Annotated in this window: 21 protein-coding genes; 9 read left to right on the top strand and 12 right to left on the bottom strand. The window is 66.9% G+C overall.

Going from position 1 to position 23,089, the window contains the following annotated elements:
* Positions 1-52: 52 nt before the first annotated feature.
* From WMC41_RS22600 to WMC41_RS22550, 11 genes are all read right to left on the bottom strand, one after another.
* On the bottom strand, positions 53-1,354 hold the full coding sequence (locus tag WMC41_RS22600; protein ID WP_432348911.1) for an amidohydrolase: 1,302 nt from the start codon (positions 1,352-1,354) through the stop codon (positions 53-55).
* A 16-nt stretch (positions 1,355-1,370) separates the two neighbouring features.
* Positions 1,371-2,273 (bottom strand): DMT family transporter, encoded by a 903-nt coding sequence (locus WMC41_RS22595; protein WP_432348910.1) that lies wholly within the window; start codon positions 2,271-2,273, stop codon positions 1,371-1,373.
* On the bottom strand, positions 2,270-4,060 hold the full coding sequence (locus WMC41_RS22590) for an adenine deaminase (RefSeq protein ID WP_432348909.1): 1,791 nt from the start codon (positions 4,058-4,060) through the stop codon (positions 2,270-2,272). Before WMC41_RS22590 ends, WMC41_RS22595 begins: the two co-directional genes overlap by 4 nt.
* Complete coding sequence (locus WMC41_RS22585; RefSeq protein ID WP_432348908.1) at positions 4,057-4,980, bottom strand: nucleoside hydrolase; 924 nt, start codon at positions 4,978-4,980, stop codon at positions 4,057-4,059. Before WMC41_RS22585 ends, WMC41_RS22590 begins: the two co-directional genes overlap by 4 nt.
* Positions 4,981-4,985: 5 nt before the next feature.
* The gene (locus WMC41_RS22580; RefSeq protein WP_432348907.1) at positions 4,986-6,014 is read right to left on the bottom strand and encodes an ABC transporter ATP-binding protein; all 1,029 of its coding nucleotides are present in this window, start codon (positions 6,012-6,014) and stop codon (positions 4,986-4,988) included.
* On the bottom strand, positions 6,007-6,783 hold the full coding sequence (locus WMC41_RS22575; RefSeq protein ID WP_064332814.1) for an ABC transporter permease: 777 nt from the start codon (positions 6,781-6,783) through the stop codon (positions 6,007-6,009). Before WMC41_RS22575 ends, WMC41_RS22580 begins: the two co-directional genes overlap by 8 nt.
* Positions 6,780-7,607: an ABC transporter permease gene (locus WMC41_RS22570; RefSeq protein ID WP_272807569.1), complete on the bottom strand. Its 828-nt coding sequence runs from the start codon at positions 7,605-7,607 to the stop codon at positions 6,780-6,782. The genes WMC41_RS22575 and WMC41_RS22570 overlap by 4 nt, the downstream gene beginning before the upstream one ends.
* Before the next feature lie 245 nt (positions 7,608-7,852).
* The gene (locus tag WMC41_RS22565) at positions 7,853-8,875 is read right to left on the bottom strand and encodes an ABC transporter substrate-binding protein (RefSeq protein WP_244766185.1); all 1,023 of its coding nucleotides are present in this window, start codon (positions 8,873-8,875) and stop codon (positions 7,853-7,855) included.
* Positions 8,868-9,914: a LacI family DNA-binding transcriptional regulator gene (locus WMC41_RS22560; RefSeq protein ID WP_288079036.1), complete on the bottom strand. Its 1,047-nt coding sequence runs from the start codon at positions 9,912-9,914 to the stop codon at positions 8,868-8,870. The genes WMC41_RS22565 and WMC41_RS22560 overlap by 8 nt, the downstream gene beginning before the upstream one ends.
* A gap of 140 nt (positions 9,915-10,054) precedes the next feature.
* Positions 10,055-11,569 carry a M81 family metallopeptidase gene (locus WMC41_RS22555; protein WP_432348905.1) on the bottom strand — a complete coding sequence of 505 codons (1,515 nt, stop codon included), beginning with the start codon at positions 11,567-11,569 and terminating at the stop codon, positions 10,055-10,057.
* A gap of 126 nt (positions 11,570-11,695) precedes the next feature.
* Entirely contained in the window at positions 11,696-12,493 is a 798-nt protein-coding gene (locus tag WMC41_RS22550) for a transporter substrate-binding domain-containing protein (RefSeq protein WP_432348903.1), read from the bottom strand.
* A gap of 242 nt (positions 12,494-12,735) precedes the next feature.
* Between WMC41_RS22550 and WMC41_RS22545 the strand changes: the two genes are divergently transcribed.
* Positions 12,736-13,614 (top strand): LysR family transcriptional regulator, encoded by an 879-nt coding sequence (locus WMC41_RS22545; RefSeq protein WP_432348901.1) that lies wholly within the window; start codon positions 12,736-12,738, stop codon positions 13,612-13,614.
* Positions 13,615-13,616: 2 nt separating this feature from the next.
* Here the strand turns inward: WMC41_RS22545 and WMC41_RS22540 are convergent, their stop codons facing one another.
* Positions 13,617-14,222, bottom strand: a complete 606-nt coding sequence (locus WMC41_RS22540; RefSeq protein WP_432348899.1) for a helix-turn-helix domain-containing protein — start codon at positions 14,220-14,222, stop codon at positions 13,617-13,619.
* Between the two features lie 224 nt (positions 14,223-14,446).
* Between WMC41_RS22540 and WMC41_RS22535 the strand changes: the two genes are divergently transcribed.
* The 8 genes from WMC41_RS22535 (at position 14,447) to WMC41_RS22500 (ending at position 23,037) form a co-directional block, all read left to right on the top strand.
* Positions 14,447-16,408, top strand: coding sequence for an FAD-dependent oxidoreductase (locus tag WMC41_RS22535; RefSeq protein ID WP_432348897.1), 1,962 nt, complete (start codon positions 14,447-14,449; stop codon positions 16,406-16,408).
* A 118-nt stretch (positions 16,409-16,526) separates the two neighbouring features.
* Positions 16,527-17,144 (top strand): helix-turn-helix domain-containing protein, encoded by a 618-nt coding sequence (locus tag WMC41_RS22530; RefSeq protein ID WP_064332806.1) that lies wholly within the window; start codon positions 16,527-16,529, stop codon positions 17,142-17,144.
* A 42-nt stretch (positions 17,145-17,186) separates the two neighbouring features.
* On the top strand, positions 17,187-18,260 hold the full coding sequence (locus tag WMC41_RS22525; RefSeq protein WP_398430802.1) for an extracellular solute-binding protein: 1,074 nt from the start codon (positions 17,187-17,189) through the stop codon (positions 18,258-18,260).
* Positions 18,261-18,496: 236 nt separating this feature from the next.
* On the top strand, positions 18,497-19,354 hold the full coding sequence (locus WMC41_RS22520; protein ID WP_432349350.1) for an ABC transporter permease: 858 nt from the start codon (positions 18,497-18,499) through the stop codon (positions 19,352-19,354).
* A 4-nt stretch (positions 19,355-19,358) separates the two neighbouring features.
* The gene (locus WMC41_RS22515) at positions 19,359-20,144 is read left to right on the top strand and encodes an ABC transporter permease (protein ID WP_244766178.1); all 786 of its coding nucleotides are present in this window, start codon (positions 19,359-19,361) and stop codon (positions 20,142-20,144) included.
* Positions 20,145-20,147: 3 nt separating this feature from the next.
* The gene (locus WMC41_RS22510; protein WP_432348895.1) at positions 20,148-21,254 is read left to right on the top strand and encodes an ABC transporter ATP-binding protein; all 1,107 of its coding nucleotides are present in this window, start codon (positions 20,148-20,150) and stop codon (positions 21,252-21,254) included.
* A gap of 18 nt (positions 21,255-21,272) precedes the next feature.
* The gene (locus WMC41_RS22505) at positions 21,273-22,658 is read left to right on the top strand and encodes an NAD(P)/FAD-dependent oxidoreductase (protein WP_432348894.1); all 1,386 of its coding nucleotides are present in this window, start codon (positions 21,273-21,275) and stop codon (positions 22,656-22,658) included.
* Between the two features lie 19 nt (positions 22,659-22,677).
* Positions 22,678-23,037 carry a cupin domain-containing protein gene (locus WMC41_RS22500; protein ID WP_272807558.1) on the top strand — a complete coding sequence of 120 codons (360 nt, stop codon included), beginning with the start codon at positions 22,678-22,680 and terminating at the stop codon, positions 23,035-23,037.
* Positions 23,038-23,089: the final 52 nt, after the last annotated feature.

The raw sequence follows: 23,089 nt of genomic DNA, 5'->3' as shown, positions 1-23,089 counted from the left end.
GGGGCACGGTCCCTTATTCGCCCGGCCGGCTGCCGGACGCTGCAGCGACCTGCTACCGGCCGCCCTGCGGCCCCAGCAGCCGCTGCGCAACGCCTGCGAACAGCGCCACGCCGGTTTCCAGCGATGCCTCGTCGATATCGAAATCGGCGGCGTGGTGCACGGCGGGAATGTCGCTGCCGATGATGCAATAGGCGGCCGAACCGCCGTTCTCCCGCACGCGGCGGATCATCAGGCACGCATCGTCGCCGCCGCCGATCGACCATTCCGGCAGCACCTCGGTGACGCCGGGCAAGCCCCGCGCGACCGCGGCGATGAGCTCGGCGGCGTCCTGGCTGTTCTCGTTTCCGGGCATATGGCTCTTGCGCACGATCTCCACGTCGCACTGCTGCATCGCGGCGGCGCCCTCGATGACCGCGCGGAGCCGCTCGACCATGTAGTCATGCGCCGCGCGGTCGTCGGCCCGCACCTCCACCAGCATCTCGCAGGTATCGGCAACGATGTTGAAGGCCGTGCCGGCCGTGAGCATGCCGACATTGACGAAGGTCTCTGCACCGGCAAAACGCGAAACGCCGTGCAGGCCGAGCGCTGCCGCAGCGCCCGCCAGCAGCGCGTTGCGCCCCTCCTGCGGGCCCATCGCCGCATGGGCGACGGCGCCGCGGAACGTGACGACGAAGCGGCTCGAGAACAGGAAGCCGACGGCGCTGGCGCCGATCTTGCCGGAGGGCAGCAGGCAGCCGAGATGACCGACGAAGAGATGGTCGACCCCTTCGACCGCGCCGCCCGCCACCATGGGCGCGGCGCCGCGCGCACTCTCCTCGGCCGGCTGGAAGATCAGGCGCAGGGTGCCGGAAAGCCCCTTTTCCCGGCTGAGCCGGCGGGCAAGGGCAAGGCCGATGCCGACATGCCCGTCATGGCCGCAGGCATGCATGCGCCCGGCAAAGCGGGAGCGGAAATCCTCCGCGTTCGGCCGGTGCTCCGCCGCCTCGGTCTCGCTGACCGGCAGGGCATCCATGTCGAAGCGGAAGGCGACGACGGGACCTTCGCCAAAACGATAGTCGGCGACGATGCCCGTCAGGCCGTCCGGCATGCGCTCCATCCAGGCGGGGTCCCCGCCCGCGGCAAGCGCCGCCCGCCTCGCATCCTCCACCTGCCCGGCCGACGGCGGATCGATGACCGCGTCGTAGTCCATCACCTCGCGGCCGGTGCGCACGGCAAAACCGAGATGGTCGAGATAGGCCGCGATGCGCGAGGCCGTGCGGTATTCGAGGAAGGCGGTTTCCGGATGGCGATGCAGGTCGCGGCGCACGAGCACGGCGGGCGCATTGCTGGCGGCGATCATCTCGGCAAGGGTCATGGTGGTTCCTGTCGGTTTAGCCGCGGCTGGCGAGGGAGACGCCGAGCGTCGCGATGGAAAGGCCGGCGATCTGGACGATGGTCAGGCTTTCGCCGAAACCGATCCAGGCCATCAGGGCCGAGACCCCGGGCACGAGGAAGAAGAGCGAGGACACTTTCGACAGCGCCCCGCGGCGGATCATATGCAGGAGCAGGAGGATCGCCCCGAGCGACATGCCGAAGACCGACCAGGCAAGGCCGATCCACAACGGCACCGCCGCCGTATCGAAGCCCGGGCCGCCGACGAAGGGCACGAGGACGGCCGTCGGAACCAGCGCACCGATATATTGCACGGCCGTGTTGGTCAGCGGATCGGCGGTGATCTTCGTGCGTTTCACCAGAATGGAGCCGGTGGTGATGGCAAGCACCCCGGCAAGGCAGACGACAAGCGGCACGAGGGGGATGCCGCCGGCATCCGTCGCGCCGAGCTTCGGCGCCAGCGTGACCAGCGTGCCGGCGGCACCGATGACGATGCCGACGGCACCGCGCCGCGACATGCGCTCGCCGAGCACCCGCCCCGCAAGAAGCGTCACGAGCAGCGGCTGCATGCCCGCCATCAGCGCGGAGATCGCCGTCGGCAGGCCGTTCGCCACCGACCAGAAGACACCGCCGAGATAGACGCCATGGATCAGCACGCCGGCCAGCAGCGCCTGCCGCCATTCATGATGCGAGCGCGGCCAGGCCGCGCCCTTCCAGAGCGCGATGGCGGCAAGCGCCAGGAAGGCGAGGAAGAAGCGCACGGCAAGGAAGGTCAACGGCTCCGCATGGGGCGCGACGAGCCGCGCCAGCACGAAGCCGCTCGACCAGAGCGGCACGAAGACCGCCGGCAGCAGCAGGCCGGTGCTGGCCGATGGGACGATGGCGTTGGCAGGCGTGCTCACGAGAGGCCCCGGATGCTCAGGACCGGGCTTTCGAGCAGCGCGCCGGTCGTGCCGTCGGCAATGCCGCGGTCGGTCTGGTGCGGGCCGGCATTGCAGGCGAGCGTCGCGCCGAAGACGGCCTTGAACACCAGATAGGGCGGCTGCCAGTCGACGATGCCGTCTGCCGCGGCGCGCAGCGCCGAGAAGGCGCCGGCCACATCCTCGAGCGGCGCATCCGAGATCAGGCCGGAAAGCGGCAGCGCGAGCAGCGCCAAAACCCTCCCATCGGCCGCGACGGCCATGCCGCCGCCAGCCGCGATCACCGCGTTGGCGGCGACGGCCATGTCCCGCGCATTGCCGCCGAAGACCGTAAGGTTGTGGCTGTCATGCGAGACGGTGGTGGCAAGCGCGCCGCGCCAATCGCCCCAGCCGGAAAGGAAGCCGACACGCGGGCGCGCATCCGCCTTGCCGTGCCGGTGCGCCACGGCGATGAGCGTGGTGCCGGCGGGGGGGACGACAAAACCGTTCTCGACCCGTGCGACGGCCTCGGCCCATTCGGTGAAGCGCGGTTTTGCGATGACGGCGACGGTCGCCTCGCTGCCCGCACAGGAAATGCGGAAATCATTTTCCGCAAGCGGCGAGAGATGCATGGAGCCGCGGAGCGGAGCCGCATCGACTTCCTCCGCCGCTTCGATGAGTGCGCCATTGCGGGCGACGAGACGGCCGCTGCAAAAGACCAGTTTCGCGTGGAAATCGGAAAGGTCCCGGAAAAGCACGATATCGGCGCGGCGGCCGGGGGCGATGAGACCGAGGTCGGCGCGGCCGATGCGACGGGCGGCGTTCAGCGTTGCGGCCTGCAAGGCCGATTCCGGCTTCATTCCATAGCGCACGAGGCGGCGCACCACGTCGTCGAGGCCGCCGGCATGGAAAAGATCGTCCGGGAAGACGTCGTCGGTGCACAGCGTCACCGTCTGCGGGAATTGCGGCAGCGCGTCGAGGGCGGCGACGCATTCGGGCAGCAGGTGATCGTGCGAGCCGCGCAGCTCGATGGTGAGGCCGGCACGCAGCTTCTGCAGGAGGTCCTCCCCCGAGACGATCTCGTGATCGGAGCTGATGCCCGACGTGACGAAGGCCTGCAGGTCGGCGCCTTCCAGGCTGCGGGCATGGCCGTGGATCGGCTTGCCGGAGCGGCGGCCGGCGGCGAGGATGGCGCTCATGCGCACCCGCCCCTCGATGACGGCGCGCATGTCCATGACCTCGGCGATGCCGCCGATCTCCGGGCGGGCGAGCAGCGCGGCGATGGTTTCGGCCGGAAGATCGGCGCCGGCCAGTTCCAGGCCCGGCGCCGACGGCACGCAGGAGGGCGCGAGCAGCACATGGCGCTGCGCCAGCACGCGCGCCGCCTCCGCCGCCCAGTCGACGCCGGCGACGCCGTGCACATTGCCGAGCTCGTGCGGATCCCAGACGAGCGTCGTGACGCCGCGCGGCAGGGTCGCCGCGGCATAGCGAGCGGGCGTGATCATCGAGCTTTCGACATGCATATGCGTGTCGATGAGGCCGGGCGAGACGAAAAGCCCGTCGGCATCGATCGTTTCCGCGGCATCCCGGCGGGCATCCGGCACATGGACGCTGGCGATCAGCGGGCCGACGAGGCCGATATCGGCGGGGCGTCGCTCGCCCGTCACCATGTCGACCAGCATGCCGCCGCGGATGAGGATGTCGAAGGCGCGGTCGCCGCGGGCGGCCGCGACGGCGTTTTCCCTCAAGGTTTCGTCGTCGAGATCGCGGGCGTCGGTCCGGCCGGTCATCGCCGCGCCTCCGCGATCAGCGCGCCGAGGATGAGGGCACGGGCAGCGTCCACGTCGATATCGGAGGCGAAGGCGGCGTTGCGCCTTTCCTCGGGTGCGCGGACATCCACCACGGTGCGACCCCGGGTCAGCGCGCCGGAAAGCTCGGCGTCGATGCGGGCCGCGGTGAAGGTCACGGTCTCCGGCCGCACGAAGGCGACAGCGGCGCACGGATCGTAGATCGCCATGCCGGCGCGGCCGCGGCTCGTCCCTATGGAGATGTAGCCGGCGAGAAGGTCGGCCAGCAGCTCGGCATTCCGGCTGCCCGCGGCACGGACAGGCGCGACGTCGTCCGGATAGGCGATGACCTTGCGGCAGAGGTCGAGATCGACCATGCGGAGCGGCAGGCCATGGGCGAGCACGATGGCGAGCGCTTCCGGGTCGGCGAAGGCATTGAATTCGGCAGAGGCCGTGTGGTTGCCGGCGGTGACGCCGCCGCCCATCCAGGTGAGATCGCCGATCCTCCCCGCAAGGTCCGGCCGCGCGAGCGCCAGGGCGGCGATGTTGGTGAGCGGGCCGAGGGCGAGGATGCGGCGCGGGCTTTCCGCCGTCTCCAGCCAATGGCAGAGGGCGGTGAAGGCATCGCTTTCCGGCAACAACGCGGCGGCGGGCAGGCTGCGGCCGGCGGTCAGCATGCCGGCTTCGGAGAGGATGTTTTCCGCGGTTTCGAGGCGGCCCAGGACAGGCAGGGCGCGGCCGTCGTGGATGGGAAAGGTCCAGCCGAAGGCGGCGGCAGCCGAGGCCGCGTTCTGGCGCACCCGCGCAAAACCGGAATTGCCGAAGACCAGCGAAACGCCGTCGATGGGCTCCTTCGCGTGCGCCACCACGAGGATGGCGGCAATGTCGTCGAAGCCCATATCCGTATCGATCCAGACGCCCATGGCGGTCACGCGAAGCGCTGGAGCGGCGCGGCCGCCTTCAGCGGCAGGTCGAAGGAAAGTTCCGTGCCGAGTTCATGGACCGGCAGCGCGGCGCTGACCTCGGCGGTGATAGGCCCGAGCGGCGTGTCGAGCAGGTATTCGCGCAGATTCCCGGTGAAGGAAACGCTCTTCACCCGGCCCTTGAACGGGCCCGTATCCAGCGCCACGCCGGCGGGACGCCAGGCGAAGCCGGCGGCGTTCCGGGGCAGGGTTTCGTGGAGGGCGACCGCGCCGGCGGGGGTGGCGAGCTTGCCGTCCTTCAGCGCGAAGACGTTCTCGAAGCCGACGAAATCGGCGACGAAGGAGGAGACGGGGTTGTTGTAGATCTCCTCCGGCGTGCCGATCTGCTCGATCAGGCCCTCGCGCATGACCACGATGCGGTCGGCAAGCGACAGGGCCTCGGCCTGGTCGTGGGTGACGAAGATCATGGTGACGCCGGTCTCCTTCTGCACGCGCTGCAGTTCGGCGCGCATTTCGACGCGCAGGCGCGCATCGAGGTTGGAGAGCGGTTCGTCGAGCAAGAGCACCTTCGGCTCCATCACCATGGAGCGGGCGAGCGCCACGCGCTGCTGCTGGCCGCCGGAGAGTTCGGCCGGCTTGCGGCCGGAGAAGGCGGAAAGGCCGACGGATTTCAAGCCGGCGGTAACGCGCGCCTCGATATCGGCGGCCGGCGTGCGCTTCAAACGCAGGCCGAAGGCGACGTTCTCGAAGACCGTCAGGTGCGGGAAGAGCGCGTAGGACTGGAAGACCAGCCCGACATTGCGCTTGTTGGCGGAGACGCGGGTGATGTCCGTGCCGTCGAGCGTGATGCGGCCGGAGGTCGGCGTGAGAAGGCCGGCGATCGAGCGCATGGTCGTCGTCTTGCCGCAGCCGGAGGGGCCGAGGAAGGCGACGAGCTCGCCCTTCCGGATATCCAGGTTGAATTTATCGACGGCGATCGAGTTGCCGTAGGAGAGCGTCAGGTTTTCAAGCGAGAGGAAGGCGCGATCAGACATAGCGGGAGAATCCAAGGAAGCGTTCTGCGAGGAAGACGATGCCGATCGACATCAGGGCGAGAAGCGCCGACAGCGCAGCAACGGAGGGATCGTAGGTGGTTTCCATGTAGGAGAGCATGTCGATGGGCAGCGTGCGCACGCCGGGACCCGAGAGGAACAGCGAGACGGGCACCTGGTTGAAGCTCGTCACGAAGCCGAGGATGAAGGCGGCGAGGATGCCCGCCCGGATATTCGGCAGCACCACCATGAAGAACGCGCCGAGGCGGGTGGCGCCGAGCAGCACCGCCGCCTCTTCCATGTCGGAGCGCAGGTTGTTGAAGGAAGACGAGACGACGCGCACCGTATAGGGCAGCACGAGGGCCGTATGGGCAAGGAACAGCGCGACCCCGATCGAGAAGCTGAAGGGCACGACGAGGTAGCGCAGGAGCGCCAGGCCCACGATGATGCCTGGCACGATGATCGGCAGGGTGACGACGGTGCTCACCACCTCGCCGAAGGGCAGCTTGTAGCGCGACAGCGCATAGGCCGCCGGCACGCCGAGCAGGAGCGCGACGAAGGTGCCGCCGACCGCAAGGATCATCGACATGATGAAGCTGTCGCGGAAGCTCTCGACGGTGAAAACCTTGACGATCCATCGCAGCGACAGGCCCTGCGGCGGGAAGGCGAGCGTATCGCCGGCCGAAAGCGAGGCGGCGACGATGATCAGGAACGGGCCGATCAGGAAGACGATCAGCGCGGTGAGGATGGAGAAGGAAAGCGTGCGGTTCATCGCTTGTTCCTCGCGGTGGCGAGCCGTTTCAGGAGAAGGTTCGCGGCAAAGCACATGGCGATCAGGATGAAGGCGATGACGCTTGCGGAGACGAAATCGTTGGCGACGGTGACGCGCTGGAAGAGCAGCGTCTCCAGCATCAGCACCTTGGAGCCGCCGAGGATGGCAGGCGTGATATAGGCCGTCAGCGAGCCGGTGAAGACCAGGGTGCCGCCGACGACGAGGCCTTCGCGCGTCAAGGGCAGGATGACCTTCCAGAACACCTGGAACCAGTTGGCCCCGAGCACACGGGCGGCGAGGATGGCATCCTTCGGCATGTTTTCCAGCGCGCTGATCAGCGACAGGATCATCAGCGGCAGGAAGAGCTGCAGGAGGCCGATGAAGACCGCCGTCTCGGTGAAGAGCAGGCGGATCGGCTCGTCGCTGAGGCCGACGGCCTGCAGCGCCTGGTTGACGATGCCGGTGCGGCCGAGGATGACGATCCAGGCATAGGTGCGCGCGACCGGCGAGATCATCAGCGGCAGCGAGATGAGGCCGATCATTCGGCCCTTGCCGGACGCGCTGAGATTGACGATGGCGAAGGCGGCGGCATAGCCGATGATGGCGGAGACCACCGTCACGGCGATGCCGAGCTTGAACGTGCGCACCAGCACGAGCCGGTTCAGCGGCTCGGAGAAGAAGTTGGTGTAGGCGGAAAGCGTCCAGCCGGCGGGGCTGCGGAAGCCCTCTGCCAGCACGATGACGACCGGCACCAGGAAGATGACGGTGGCGAAGACGGCGGCCGGCAAGGCCAGCGCCAGGGCTTCAGCGCGATTTTGAAACATGCGTGCTCCTGCCGAAAGGGGGCAGCGTTCGGGGTGGTGGGAAGCGCAGGAACGATCGTATGTGGAGATTGCCCCTCATCCGGCCTGCCGGTCACCTTCTCCCCGCAGGCGGGGCGAAGGAGATATGCCGTACCGGTTTCCCCAGTTCCTCAACGGTTCGTGGGGCAAGTCCCCTCTCCCCGCTTGCGGGGAGAGGGTTAGGGTGAGGGGCAATTTAATGCGATCGCCTTCGGTTCAGGACGCCTTTACTGCGCGACCGCCGTGTTCCACTCGGCGAGCCACTTCTCGCGGTAGTCGAGGGTCGTCGCGGCCGGCAGGAAGGTCAGCTTGTTGGCGACGTCGGCGCCGTAGGTAAGCTTCTCGGCGATTTCCGGCGCGACCACGACTTCCTTGTTCGCCGGGCTGTCGATCAGCATTTCGGCGATCTTCGTCTGCATCGGCGTCGAGAGCCAGAAGTCCATGAACTTCAGCGCGAGTTCCTGGTTCTTCGAGCCCTTGACGAGCACCATGGCGTTCATGTCGCCCGCGTCGCCTTCCTTGGTGGCGGCCCAGCCGATCGGCAGGTCCAGCTTGGAAATGCCGGCCCAGGAGAAGTGGCCCATCGGCGCGGCCCAGATCTCTTCCTGCTGCATAAGCTGCACGAGCTGCGAGCTCTTGACGTAGAAGGTGACGAACGCGTCGCGCTTCTCGCCGACGGCGGCCATGGCGTCCTTGAGGTCGGGCGAATCCTTGCCGAGCGCCTTGCCGATCATGTTCAGCACCGGCCCGCCCTGGTTGGTGGTGATGTTCGGCAGGGCAACGTGATCGGCATATTCGTCCTTCAGCAGATCCGCCCAGGATTCGACCGTCATCTTGTCGGTGCGATAGGCGATGCCGGTCTTGTAGATGGTGTAGCCGACGCTCATGCCGTCGCCGTTCGGGTCCTTGGCGAAATCGTAGAGCTTGTCGTAGTTGGAGAGCTTCGCCGTATCGATCTTGTCGGTCAGGCCCTTGCGCGCGGCGGAAAGCGCGTCGGCGAGCGAGAAGACGGCCATGTCGATGACCGGGGCATCCTTGTTGGCTTCGAGCTTGGCAAGGCGCTCGATGCTGTTGCCGGTCTCCACGACCAGCTTGCAGCCGCATTCCGCCTCGAACGGCTTGTAGAGCGCTTCGGTGAATTCCTCCTGGACGAAGCCATAGACGGAAATGGTCAGCGTCTGCTCCTCGGCGGATGCGAGCGCACCGCTCATGAGCCAGAAGACGCTGGCGGCCAGTACTTTCTTATGCATGCTTGGACTCCTCCTGGGAAAAACCGGCAGATGGCGCGGGACCACTGGAACGGCGGATGACAAGCTCCATCGGCACGGCGGCCTTTCGAGCGGTGACGGGCGGGCTCGGCGTGTCGTCCGAGGTCTCGCGGGACTGGATCGCCTCGACCAGCGCATCGAGCGCCAGCGTCGCGATTTCCGGCATGTTCATCTTCACGGTCGTCAGCGGCGGCGAGATGAACGACGACCATTGCAGATTGTCGAAGCCGGTGATGCTGGCCTCCGCCGGAATGGCAATGCCGGCCGATTGCAGCTCCGTGAGCGCGCGCAGCGCATGGGGATCGGAAACGCAGGCGAAGGCGGTAAAGCCGCGCTTGCGCCAGTCCGCGAGCCCGAGCGCGCAGCCCTTGCCGTGCCGGGCCTCGAGTTCGACGATCCAGATGGTTTCCGTCTCGACGCCCGACAGCTTCGAGCGCATGCCGCCGATGCGGGCGTTCTGCACATTCGAGCTCGGATCGTCGCCGATCAGAAGGACCTTGCCGTGCCCGAGCGCCGCAAGGTGGCCGGCGACCTCGGCGCCGCCGGCGAAATGGTCCGCCGAAACGGTGTTGCGCGGCGTCGTCGGCGTGTCGATGATGGCGATGGGGCAGCGCGTTTCCGGCACCGTCGTGCCGCGGCGGGGAACGATGACGATACCGTCGACGCCGCGCTCGATGAGCTGGAAGATCGCCTTGTCCTGCGCGGCGATCTCGTCGCGCGAATTGGCGATCAGCACGCCGTAGCCCGCTCCCGTCGCCACGCGCTCGATCTCCTGCGCGATCTCCGGATAGAGCGGATTGCCGATATCGGGCAGGACAAGGCCGAGCACGCCGCTGCGGCCGGTGCGTAGCGCCCTGCCCGCCTGGCTCGGCACATAGCCGAGCTTATCCGCCGCATCGCGGATACGCCTTGCGAGTTCCGGCGACAGGCGCCCCTTGCCCGACAGCGCATTCGATACCGTCGCGATCGACACCCCGAGGTGGCGCGCCAGTTCCGAAAGGTTGGGTCGCGAAGGCTTCACGGCTGCTCATCGATGTGATTAAACGTTTAATCACATTAGCACAGTTTAAAACATTGTCAATCGCCGCTGGTTCCCGCCGGTGGAAAACAGTCTTCGCTTGCGCCCCGTCCGACGCGGGCCACCGGCGGATGGCCGGGGGCTCAGACTGCCCCCGGCACCACAAGGCCTTCAGAATCCAGCGGAAAAACCGGGCGGCGAAGATGCGTATAGGTCCGACGTGCAAGATCCGGCGAGCTCAGCCCGCCGGCATCCGTCACGATCATGCACGCGGCGATCGGCCCGAACGCGCCCTTGAAATGCTGCATGGATTTCACAGCGAGGATCGCCCTTTCGGTCGGCTCGATGCCGACGGCGCGGAAGATGTTCTTGTCCAGCATCTGCATGCGCTCGGAAACGATCATGATGTCGAGCCCGCCGACGCGCAGGCAAACGCTCCTGCCGCAGGTGCCGGGCAGGCCGGTGAACATCGGCCCCTCGAAGACGAACCTGCCGTCGGTAACCGCCATCACCGTGCCGGTTACCGTCAGGGGACCGCCGCCGACCGCCGGATCCGTGCGCCCGCCGATCGTCACCGTGACCTCGGCCCCGACGCCGGCCGCCGCGATCTCGCGCACCGCTTCCGGATCGAGCAGCGCCCCGGCCGCGGCATTGGTGAGCCGCGCCTCCAGCATGGCGGCGATCAGCGCCGTGCAGTCGCTATAGGCGCCCGACCCGGGATTGTCGGAAAAATCCGCCACCACGACGATGCCGTCCCTGGGATCGGCGGCCTTCAGCGCCGCGATGCATTCGGCCAGCGGCACCGGTTGCGTCCATTCGTTGCGGAAGGACCAGATGGCCGCGCAGAGCCTTTCGCCGACACCCTCCGCCGCCACAGCGGGCACAATGGCGCTGTCATAGGTGACGACGACGCTCGGCCCGGCGGCCCAGACATCGGCATCGGTGAAGCCGGCATTGATCGAGACGGCGAGCATGCCCGGCGCGGCCGCTTCCGCCGCGGCCCTTTCCAGGAGGCGGCACATCGGCCCGTTGTCCGTCGTGCGCCCGTCGTCGCAGCCGAGCAGCATGGGCGGGCGGCGGATGGCGAGCTTCGGCGCGATCTCGCCGGCCATCGCCCGGTGCAGCAGGTCGCAGGCCTCGACGCCGACCTCCCGCATGTCGATATGCGGATAGGTGCGGAAGGAGACGGAGATCTGCGCGAGATCGGCCAGCTCGTCGAAGACATTGGCGTGCAGGTCCAGCGTGATGGCAACCGGCACCGCATACCCGACCACCGCACGGATTTCGCGCAGGAACTGGCAGTCGCCGTCCTCGTCCGTCTCCGTCACCATCGCACCGTGCAGCGCCACGAAGATCCCGTCGAACGGTCCGCTTTCCTTCAGCCGGCGCAGGCATTCCCGGGTGATCTCGGTGCGCGCCGCTTCAAGGATGATGCCGTTCGGCTCGGCATGGGCGGCGACGATGTAGACCGGCGTCCAGCCCCTCGCACGCGCAACCTCGATCGCCCCGCCCACTTCCGATCCCGTACCCTCGAATTTCAGCGGGATCTCGTCGCCCTTGAAATAATGCGAGGCATGGAAATCGTCGATCCCGGTCCGCTTCCGCGTGAAGGTGTTGGATTCGTTGATGAACTCGATGATGGCGACACGATAGGACATGAATATCCTTCCCGCCCTCGCCGGGCGGGCAATGAAAGAGGTAGGAGAGAGTAGATCATGCCCCGATCCGGGCAGGCAGCGACGGCGGACGAGGCCCGCTGGCGGACCTCGTCCCGTCAGAGCCGGTTATCCGCCGAAGAGCGCGCTCGCATTCTTCGGCTTCTCGCGGATGTCGAAGTCGAAATACGTCTTGCGGATCGTCTCATAGGTTCCGTTGCGCACCAGTTCGGCAAGGGCGGCATTCACCCGCTCGCGCAGGGCATCGTCGTCCTTGCGGAAAGCGAGGCCCGCACCGAGCGTACCGTCCTGCAGGAACTCCTCCCCGACGAAGACACAGCAATCCTCGCCATCGGCCAGCCAGTCGGCGATGGCGATCTTCGATTCGACCAGGAGATCGAGGCGGCTGGTCTTCATGTCGAGGAAGGCTTCGCCGAGCGTCGGATAGAGCTTGACCTCGTTGTCCGGGAAGAAGTCCTTCAGCATGTCGGTGGCGATCGAGCCGGATTGCGTGCCGATCACCAGGTCCTTGACGGCATCGGGCTTGACCTCCTGGAGGTTCAGCTCCTTCAGGGCGACGAAACGCATGGCGTTGAAATAGTAGGGATCGGAAAAGCTCACCTGCTCCATGCGCGCCTTGGTGATCGCCATGGAGGAGGCGATGATATCGAACTTGCCGGCCTGGAGCGCCGGTATGATGCCGTCCCACTCGTTGGTGCTCCATTCGCATTCGGCCTTCAGCTCGGCGCAGATCGCATTGCCGATATCGATGTCGAAGCCCTTGAGCTGGCCGTCCTCGGCGACGTAGTTGAAGGGCGGATAGGCCCCCTCCGCGCCCATGCGGATCGTCTCGGCCGCAGCCGACGCCACTCCCGACAGGATAATCGCGGCCGCCGTGCACGCATGGAGCACCATTTTTCTCATCATCGTTCCCTCATCGTGTTTGTGTCGCCGGCTTGCCTCGCCCACAGCCCCGCCCTCCGGCGCAAAACGCCAAGGCAAAAGAAATAACCTGAATTTCGTGGGTCTTGGCGAACGATGCATCCGGTCGGTTTCGTTCTGCCCGTGTAGGATTACCGTTGAGCCGGCGGCGCAACAATGCAAAAGATATATTCCCAATCATTAGTTTTCCTCATGGTTCGATGACAGACCGGCACCATCGGCGACACTTGGCCAATCTGCGCGCGCTGCGCGCCTTCGAGGCCGTGGGCCATCACCGGAGCTTCACGGCGGCGGCGAGCGAGCTCGCCGTCAGCCAGGGCGCCGTCAGCCATCAGGTCAAGCAGCTCGAGGAACGGCTCGGCCGGCGCCTCTTGGAGCGCAATTCGCGCGGCGTCAGCCTCACTGCGGAAGGCAGCCTGCTGCTCGACGCCTGCGCCCGCGCCTTCGATGATGTCGCCAATGTGCTCTCGCTCATCGGCCAGGAGACCGAGACGAAGGTCCTGCGCATCCGCACCGGCCCCTTCTTCGCCATGGAGGTGCTGGTGCCCCGCATGGCCGGCTTCCTGGAGCAGAACCCCGGCATCCAGCTCCATCTCAGCAATCTGGAGGCGCGCAGCGGCGCGGTCGAGCGCGAGGACGCGCAGATCAAGTACTGCATCCATCCGCCGGCGGGAGACTACGCCGTCGAGGTGCTGCGCGAGCGCCTCGTCCCGGTGTGCAGCCCGGCGCTGCTCGCCAGCGTGAAACAGGCCAGCGACCTGCTCTTCAGCCGCAGCGTCGCGCGCCTGCACTATCGCAATGCCGATGACTGGAAGAACTGGCTGACCCACAACAACCTGCAGGAAACGCAGACGAACGCCAACCTGTTCTTCGACGACCAGCACACGCTGCTTGCCGCCGCGCGCTCCGGCCATGGCATCGGCTTCTCGCACCGCGCCTTCGTCGAGGCGGACATTGCGCGTGGCACCCTGTGCGTGCTTTCGGAAGAAACCTTCCAGCCGGAGGAATCCTACAAGTTCATCTGCCCGAAGGAGAGCATGGAGGCAAACCCCGCCCTCGCCCGCTTCCGCGACTGGCTGCTCCAGGAAATCGAAACCGTTCGCTGACGTCAGAAGCTGGGCGGGCTGATCGCCCAGAGCACGACGGCATCGCGGCTTCCCGGATTGCGATAGCGATGCGGCTCGCCGGCGGAGTAGGAGAAGCTGTCGCCCTCGCGCAGGTGGAAGTGCCGCTCGCCCACCCATATTTCCAGCTCGCCGGCCATGATGAACCCCACGGCATCGCCGGCATGGCTATAGCTCTCCGCGCTCTCGCTGCCCGGCGGCAGGCGCGTGTGGATCATCTCGACCTGAAGGCTCATCTTCGGCGTCAGCAGCTCGTCGACGATGCCGCCGTCATACTGGATACGCAGGCGATTGCCGTGGCGGATGACATAGCCCTGCTCGGCCTGCGGCACCGGCGCCGCGCCGCCGAAGAACCATTGCACGGTGACCCCGAGGCTGCGGGCGATGCCGACCAGCGCGGGAATGGACGGATAGGCAAGGTTGCGTTCGATCTGGCTGATATAGCCGGTCGAGAGGTCGCAGCTTTCGGCCAGCTGGGCGAGCGTCATCCCGCGCCGCTTGCGCAGGCCGCGGATGCGCTCGCCGAGCACCGAATCCTCGCCGGCCGCGGCCCCGCCGCCATGCGCCCCCGAAACGTTCTCGTCCACCATCGCCGCCTTCCTTCCCGCACCGCGCCGGCGCATCGGCTCACAAGGTTGTCCAGAATGCGCCTCATGGCAACAGATTTTGCCTTCAGTAAAAAAATGCGTCTATTTTTTACTTTAAATAAAATATAAGTATCTTGTTTCGCTCGCTCGGGATGGGAGGACTGAATGATCGGGATCGTACAGATCAGGCATGCCATGCGCCACTGTCGCAACACCGGGAGCGCCGCATGAGCGCGCCCGCCGCCTTCCCGCACCTGTTCCAGCCCCTCACGATCCGCGGCGTGCGGCTGAAGAACCGCATCATGTCGACCGGCCACGACACGACGCTGCCGACGGACGGGCGCGTCAACGAGGCCCTTGTCGCCTATCACGCGGCGCGGGCGAAGGGCGGCGTCGGCCTCATCGTCAGCCAGGTGGCCGGCGTGCACGAGACGGCCCGCTACACCTCGCATATGCTGATGGCGACGGACGACGGCTGCATCGACGGCTATCGCACGCTGGCGAAGACCTGCCATGCCCATGGCTGCGCGCTCTTCTCGCAGCTCTTCCATCCGGGCCGGGAGATCATGGAGGGCGGCGACGGGCTGCTGACGGTCGCCTATGCGCCTTCCGTCACGCCCAACGAGCGGTTTCGCGTCATGCCGCGCGCGCTCGACCAGGCGATGATCGACGAGATCGTCGCCGGCTACGGCGCGGCGGCTCGGCGCATGCATGAAGCCGGTGTCGACGGCGTGGAGCTGGTGGCGAGCCACGGCTACCTACCGGCCCAATTCCTGAACCCGCGCGTCAACCGGCGGACGGACGGTTATGGCGGATCGCTGGAGAACCGGCTGCGTTTTACCGCGGAAGCGCTGAAGGCGATCCGTGCGGCGACATCGGAGGATTTTGTCGTCGGCCTGCGCATCAGCGCCGGGGACCGCGACGAGAACGGCCTGACGCCCGATGAGGCGCTGGAGGGCTGTCGCCTGCTCGAACCGCTGGTCGACTATGTCAACGTCACGGCCGGCACCTCCGCCTCGCTCGGCGGCGCGGTGCATATCGTGCCGCCCATGGCCTATCGCAACGCCTACCTTTCCAGCGACGCCGCCCGCTTCCGCCAAGCGCTGAAGGTGCCGGTCTTCGTCGCCGGCCGCATCAACCAGCCGCACGAGGCCGAGGCGGTCATCGCCGCGGGCGCGGCCGATGTCTGCGGCATTACGCGCGCGCTAATCTGCGATCCCGAGATGCCGGCAAAGGCCGAGGAAGGCCGCACCGACGACATTCGCGCCTGCATCGCCTGCAACCAGGCCTGCATCGGCCATTTTCACCGCGGCGTGCCGATCTCCTGCATCCAGCATCCGGAGACCGGCCGCGAGCTGGCCTTCGGCACGCTGGTGCCGGCGGCCGCGCCGAAGAAGGTCATGGTGATCGGCGGCGGGCCGGGCGGCATGAAGGCGGCCGCGATCGCCGCCGCCCGCGGCCATCAGGTCACGCTCTATGAAGCCGCGAACCAGCTCGGCGGCCAGGCGCTGCTCGCCCAGCAACTGCCGCGCCGCGCTGAATTCGGCGGCATCATCACCAATCTTTCGCGTGAACTGGAACTGGCGCAGGTGCGCGTGGTCAAGGGCGTTCGCGTCGATGCGGCCTTGGTCGAGCGCGAAAAGCCCGATGCCGTCGTGCTCGCGACCGGTGCCACGCCCTACATGCCCGAAATCCCCGCCGACGACAGCGTCCAGGTGGTCGATGCCTGGCAGGTGCTGCGCCGGGAGGTCAGGACCGGCAGCCGCGTCGTCGTCGCCGACTGGCGCTGCGACTGGATCGGCCCCGGCATCGCCGAGTTGCTCGTCGACAACGGCTGCAGCGTCGAGCTCGCCGTCAACGGCACCCATCCCGGCGAGCTGCTGCCGCTCTACGTGCGCGACAACATCGCCGCCGAACTGCACAGGAAGGGTGTCGGCATCACGCCCTATGCCCGGCTCTACGGCTGCGACAGCGGCACCGTCTACCTGCAGCACACCGTCAGCGAGCAGCCGATCGTCTTCGAAGGCATCGATACGCTCGTGCTCTGTCTCGGGCATACGCCGGCGGACGAACTGCGGGCGATGCTTGCCGGGCTGGTGCCGGAGGTTCATCTCATCGGCGACTGTCTGGCGCCACGCACCGCGGAAGAAGCGGTCTATGACGGGCTGAAGGTGGGCACCGCCCTGTAAGGCGCCCTCAGCTTGCCGGAGACGGATCCGGCGCGGCCACAGAAAAATCGTCGACCGTCGATTTTAGCGGTTGCCAAAATGCCGTTCACTTAATACCTTGTTAAGTGAGGAGCAGGCCATGGACGACATCGCGGTTGCGACGAAGAATCAGGCTGCCGTCGGCGAGAAGGTGAAGGCCTTCCGCACCGCCCGCCGCATGTCTTTGCGCACGCTGGGCGAGGCCACCGGCACGACCGCGAGCTTCCTGAGCCAGCTGGAACGCGGGCTCAGCGGGGTCAATATCAGCACGCTGATGCGCATTGCCGGCGCGCTCGGCATCAGCCTGACGGACCTCTTCGAGGAAGCGGCCCCGCCCGTCGGCCGCGTGCTGCGCAAGCATGAACGCCCGGCGCTGCCGCCGGCCGAAGGCTATCGAAAGATGCTGTTGTCGCGGCGGCCGATCCGCGACATGGAAGTCTATATCGGCGAATTCGATCCGGGCGGCTCGACGGGGGAGAAGCCCTACAGCCACGGGGATTCGCATGAACTCTTCTTCGTCCTGCGCGGTGAGGTCGAACTCACGCTCGGCGAGGAGCGCCATGTGCTGTCGGCCGGCGACAGCATCGAATATCCGACCTCGGTTCCGCACAAGACCGTGAATATCGGCGCGGAACCGGCCGAAGTCCTGTGGATGATCGCGCCGCCGACCAGCGTCGCCGACGACCTCGACAAATACCTGCCACGGGCGGGCTCGTAACCGCGGCAGGAACAACGCACGCGAGCGCTACTGGGAGTATCGATGATGAGAAAATTTGCGGGGGCTTTCGCCCTGACGATGACGTGCGCCCTGGCCTTGCCGGTATTCGCACAGGAAAAGCCGGTCGCCGGCGCAGTGGAGGAAGGCTCGCTCAAGGGCAAGACGCTGACCTTCGTCTCCTACGGCGGCATCTACCAGGACGGCCAGGTGGCCGCCCTCCAGGAGTTCGTCGAGAAATCCGGCGTGACGCTGCTCAATGACGGCCCGACGGAGATCGCCAAGCTGAAGGCGCAGGTCGATGCCGGCAACGTCACCTGGGACGTGGTCGACACCGCCGACCTGCCGCCCTACGTCCATTGCGGCACGCTGTTCCAGAAGCTCGACTTCTCCAAGCTCGACGTCTCGAAGATCCCGCCCGGACAGGTCGGCGAGTGCTCGGTCCCGGCGATGAACTATGGCGTCATCTTCATGTACAAGACCGAGACCTACAAGGACAATCCGCCGCAGAACTGGGTGGACTTCTTCGATACGGAGAAATTCCCGGGCTCGCGCGCCATCGACGGCAGCGGCGATCCGACCGGCGGCCTGATCGAGCAGGCCTTCAGGGCGACGGGCGGCGACCCGAAGGCGATGACGCCGGACGACATCGAGAAGGGCATCCAGAAGCTGCGCGACCTCGGCCCCGACACGATCTACTGGAAGACCGGCGCCGAATCCCAGCAGCTCGCCGAATCCGGCGAGGCCGACATGATCATGATGTGGACCGGCCGCGCGATGACCGCCGCGAAGAACGGCGCGGCCTATACCCCCGTCTGGCAGGACTGGCTGGTCGTCATGGACCAGATGACCATCCCGGTCGGCGTCAAGGACACGGATGCGGCCTATGCGCTGCTCAACGCCTATCTCGGCCAGCGTTCGCAGGAGATCCTGACCGAGAAGACCTCCTACACGCCGATCCACATGGACGCCAAACCGCAGGTCGACGAGATCACCGCGTCGTTCCTCACCTCGACGCCCGAGCGCATCGCGCAGGGCTACCAGCAGAACATCCCGTTCTGGGTGAAGAATTTCGACCTCGCCGCCGAGAAGTGGAACGCACTGCTTTCCGGCAATTGAGGCGTCTCCGGCCTCGATGCTTTCGCCGGAGCGCACCGCGGCCTGCCCCTCACCCTAACCCTCTCCCCGCAAGCGGGGAGAGGGGACTTGCCCCACGAATGAATATTGGTTGAGGAAACCGGTGCGGCATATCCCTTCTCCCCGTAAACGGGGAGAAGGTGGCCGGCAGGCCGGATGAGGGGCCAGAACCCAACCGAACCACAGGAACCGAACCACAGGAGACGACCGTGACCGACATGCCTGACAGGCCCGCTCTCCTCACGCGATGGCGACCTCGCGGTGCGGTTTGGCTCGCCGCTCCCGCCGTGCTGGTGCTGCTCCTCGCGCTTGCCTATCCGCTGGCGATCGTCGTGGTGCGCAGCTTCACCGATCCTACCCCCGGCCTCGACAACTACGTCTGGTTCTTCCAGTCCGCGGTAAACCGCACCGTCCTGCAACGCACCTTCGTCGTCGCCGCCTGGGTGACGCTCGTCTCGCTCATCTGCGCCTACCCCTACGCCTATGCCATGACCATCGTCGGCAGGAACCTGCGGCTGGCGCTCATCCTTTGCGTTCTCGTGCCCTTCTGGCTGAGCGGCGTGGTGCGCACGCTCGCCTGGGTCATCCTGCTGCAGGATTCCGGCGTCATCAACTCGTTCCTGCGCGGCCTCGGCCTCCCCCCGGTCAAGCTGATCCGCACGCTTCCCGGCGTCGTCATCGGCATGACGCAGGTGCTGCTGCCCTTCATGATCCTGCCGATCTATTCCGTGATGAAGGGCATCGACACGCGCCTGCTCCAGGCCGCCCGCAGCCTCGGCGCGAAACCCTGGAAAGCCTTCCTGCAGATCTACGTTCCGCTGTCGCTGCCCGGCGTCTATGCCGGCGCGATCATCGTCTTCATCCTGTCGCTCGGCTTCTACATCACGCCGGCCCTGCTCGGCGGGCCGCGCAGCATCCTGCTCTCCTCGCTGGTGCAGAACCAGGTGCTGAGCCTGCTCAACTGGGGGCGCGGCGGCGCGATGGGCGTCGTCCTCCTCGTCGCCACCTTCGTGCTTCTCGCCATCGCCGCCCCGCTGATGCGCCAGAAACATTCCTCGACCCGCAGGGAGGCGTGAGCCGATGCCCTCCTTCCCCCGCGTCCTCCTCGGCCTGTTCTGCCTGCTCGTCGCGGTGCTGCTCCTGGCGCCGACGCTGGTCGTCATCCCGATGTCGTTCAACGGCAACAAGTCGCTCGCCTTCCCGCCGGTCGGCTTCTCCTGGCAATGGTACGACAACTTCTTCCGCAATCCGGACTGGACGACGAGCTTTTCCAATTCGCTGATCATCGCGCTGATCGTCGCGGTGGTGGCGACGGTGGTCGGCACGCTCGCCGCCTTCGGCGTTTCCCGCGCGGCGGCGCGCACCGGCGGCCTGCTGCGCGCCCTCCTCATCACGCCGATGGTCGTGCCGGGCGTGGTGCTGGCGATCGGCATCTACGCGGTCTACCTCGATACGCATCTGGTGGGCACGGTCACCGGCTTCGTGCTGGCGCACACCATGCTCGCCATCCCCTTCGTGCTGATCGCCGTGCAGGCAAGCCTCGAAGTCTTCGACCGGCGGCTCGAGACCGCCGCCGCCAGCCTCGGCGCCGGCCGGCTGACCGTCTTCCGCACCGTGACGCTGCCGCTCATCCTGCCCGGCATCCTCTCCGGCGCGCTCTTCGCCTTCATCACCTCGTTCGACGAGATCATCGTGGCGCTGTTCATCACCAGCCCCTATCTCAAGACGCTGCCGGTGCAGATCTACACCTCGATCACCCGCGACGCCGACCCGACCGTCGCGGCCGTCGGCACGCTGCTCTTCCTCGCGACCTCGCTCATCATCATCGCCGGCCTGCTTCTCGGCATGCGCCGCGCAAGGACCTGACCCATGACCGCATCCGCTGGCGCCGCCATCGAAATCCGCAAGGCATCGAAACGCTACGGCGCGTTCACCGCCCTCAACGACATCGACCTCCATATCCGCCCCGGCGAGTTCATGACGCTGCTCGGCCCCTCCGGCTCCGGCAAGACGACGACGCTGAACCTCATCGCCGGCTTCACCGACATCAGCTCCGGCACGCTCGAGATCGGCGGAAAAAGCGTCACCGGCCTGCCCTCGCACAAGCGCAACATCGGCGTCGTCTTCCAGCACTACGCCCTCTTCCCACACATGACGGTCGGCAGGAACGTCGCCTATCCGCTGACGCTGCGCGGCATAAGGGGCGAGGAACGCGACCGCCGGGTCAAACGCGCCCTCGACATGGTGAAGATGGCCGATTTCGCCCATCGCTACCCGAACGAACTCTCCGGCGGCCAGCAGCAGCGCGTGGCGCTCGCCCGCGCCCTCGTCTTCGATCCGCCGCTGCTCCTGATGGACGAACCGCTCGGCGCGCTCGACAAGAAGCTGCGCGAATGGCTGCAACTCGAAATCAAGCGCATCCACCGCGAGCTCGGCACCACCTTCGTCTACGTCACCCACGACCAGGAAGAGGCGCTCGTCCTCTCCGACCGCATCGCCGTCTTCAACGGCGGGCGCATCGAGCAGATCGGCACGGGCCGCGAACTCTACGATCATCCCGCGACGCTCTTCGTCGGCCGCTTCATCGGCGAATCCACCGTCCTGCGCGGCAAGGCCGAAGCCGCCGGCGACGGCACGACGATGACCATCGGCGGCCAGAGGATCTTCGCCCAGGGCCGCCTTCCCGGCGAGGCCCGCCCGGTCATCCTGCTCCGGCCCGAGCGCGTGGGGCTGAAGCGCGCCGGCGCGGACGCCGTGACGGGCGAAAACCGCCTTTCCGGCACGGTCACCGAAGCGATCTATCTCGGCTCCGGCTCGAAATACGAGGTGCGGCTGGCGGACGGAACGGTCGCCGTGGTGCGCAGCCCCCTCGGCGCGGCCGATTTTGCCATCGGCGATACCGTCGACATCGCCTTCCTGCCCACCGACCTCACCCTTCTCCCCGATGACGCCAGCGCCGACGTGACGCTGACCTGAACCCCGAAAGCCTTTCCCATGGACGTCAAGACCAACGGTGACATTTCCTTCTGGTATGCCGATATCGGCGGCATCCCGCAAAAGCGCCCTCCCCTGCCCGGCGATCGCGAGGCCGATGTCTGCATCATCGGCGCTGGCTATACCGGCCTGTGGGCGGCCTACTACCTGAAGAAGGCCGACCCCTCGCTCAACATCGTCGTGCTCGAACGGGAGTTCGCCGGCTTCGGCGCCTCCGGGCGCAACGGCGGCTGGCTTTCCGGCGGCTTCAGCTGGTCGCGGGAAAAATACGAGAAGACCTCCAGCCGCGGCGCGGTCGTCGATCTGCAGAATGCCATGGCGGGCACGGTCGACGAGGTCGAGCGCGTCACCAAGGCCGAAGGCATCGACGCGGACCTCATCCGCGTCGACAAGCTCGTCGTCGCCACCAATGCGGCCCAGCTCGAACGGGTGCGCGAAGAATACCGGTTCGGCCTCGACTGGCAGATCCCGCCGGAGCGCCTGCAGCTGCTCTCGGCGGAGGATGCCGCAAAGCGCATCCGCATCGCCGATCTCAAGGGCGCCGTGCTCTACCGCAACATGGCGCGCGTGCAGCCGGCCAAGCTGGTACGCGGCCTCGCCAGGGTGGTCGAGGGCCTCGGCGTGTCGATCTGCGAGGGCACGACCGTCACCCGCTTCGAACAGGGCCGCGTTACGACCGACCGCGGCACGGTGCGTGCGCCAAAAATCATCCGCGCCACGGAGGGGTTTTCCGCCGGCCTGCCCGGCTTCGAGCGCACCTGGCTGGCACTGAACAGCGCGCAGATCGTCACCGAGCCCGTGCCGGACGCATTGTGGAAGGAGATCGGCTGGGAAGGCCATGAACTGCTCGGCGATGCGGCGCATGCCTATTGCTACGCCCAGCGCACCCGCGAGGGCCGCATCACCATGGGCGGACGCGGCGTGCCCTATCGCTACGGCTCGGCGACCGACGTCAACGGCCAGACGCAGCAGGCGACGATCGATGCGCTCCATGCCATCCTGACCCGCCTCCTGCCGCAGACGAAAGCGCTGAAGATCGACCATGCCTGGTGCGGCGTGCTCGGCGTGCCGCGCGACTGGTGCACGACGGCGGGCTTCGACCGAACGACGGGCATCGGCTGGGCCGGCGGCTATGTCGGCCTCGGCGTCTCCAGCTCGAACCTGGCCGGCCGCACGCTCTGCGACCTGGTGCTGGACCGCAAGACGGAACTGACCGGCCTGCCCTGGGTCAACCGCACGGTGCGCAAATGGGAGCCGGAGCCCTTCCGCTGGCTCGGCGTGCATTCGATGTACCAGCTCTACCGCATGGCGGACGACCGGGAGTTTTCCGGCCTCTCGCGCACCTCCAAACTCGCGGCGCTCGCCGACAGCATCACCGGCCACTGAGCCAGATACGGGACAGACCATGATCAGCTTCGAAAACTTCGGCGACCTCCTCCAGCGCGACATCGGCGCCTTCGCGCCCAAGCCGACCTCCATCGAGGGCGAGCAGCAGGAGGCCACCCTGCCCCTCTGGACGAGCCCGGACGGCAAGATGGAAACCGGCATATGGGAATGCACGCCCGGCCGCTTCACCGCCGACCGCAGCGAGATCGCGGAGATCTGCCATATCCTTTCCGGCCGCGTGACGCTGCACAACGGCGACGGCACGAGCCGTCAGATCGGCCCGGGCGAGATGTTCGTCCTGCCGCTCGGCTGGCGCGGCGAATGGACGATCCACGAGCGGACCCGCAAGATCTATACGATGGTGGCAAGGGGCGTCTGAAGGCGCCTGCCCTGAATTTTCACTGTAGTATCCCCTTAGTACCCGCTCGCAT

Source organism: Shinella yambaruensis (assembly GCF_050859155.1).
Lineage (GTDB): Bacteria > Pseudomonadota > Alphaproteobacteria > Rhizobiales > Rhizobiaceae > Shinella > Shinella yambaruensis.
The sequence above is the reverse complement of the archived record's forward strand: the minus strand, read 5'-3'. Positions and strand labels throughout refer to the sequence as shown.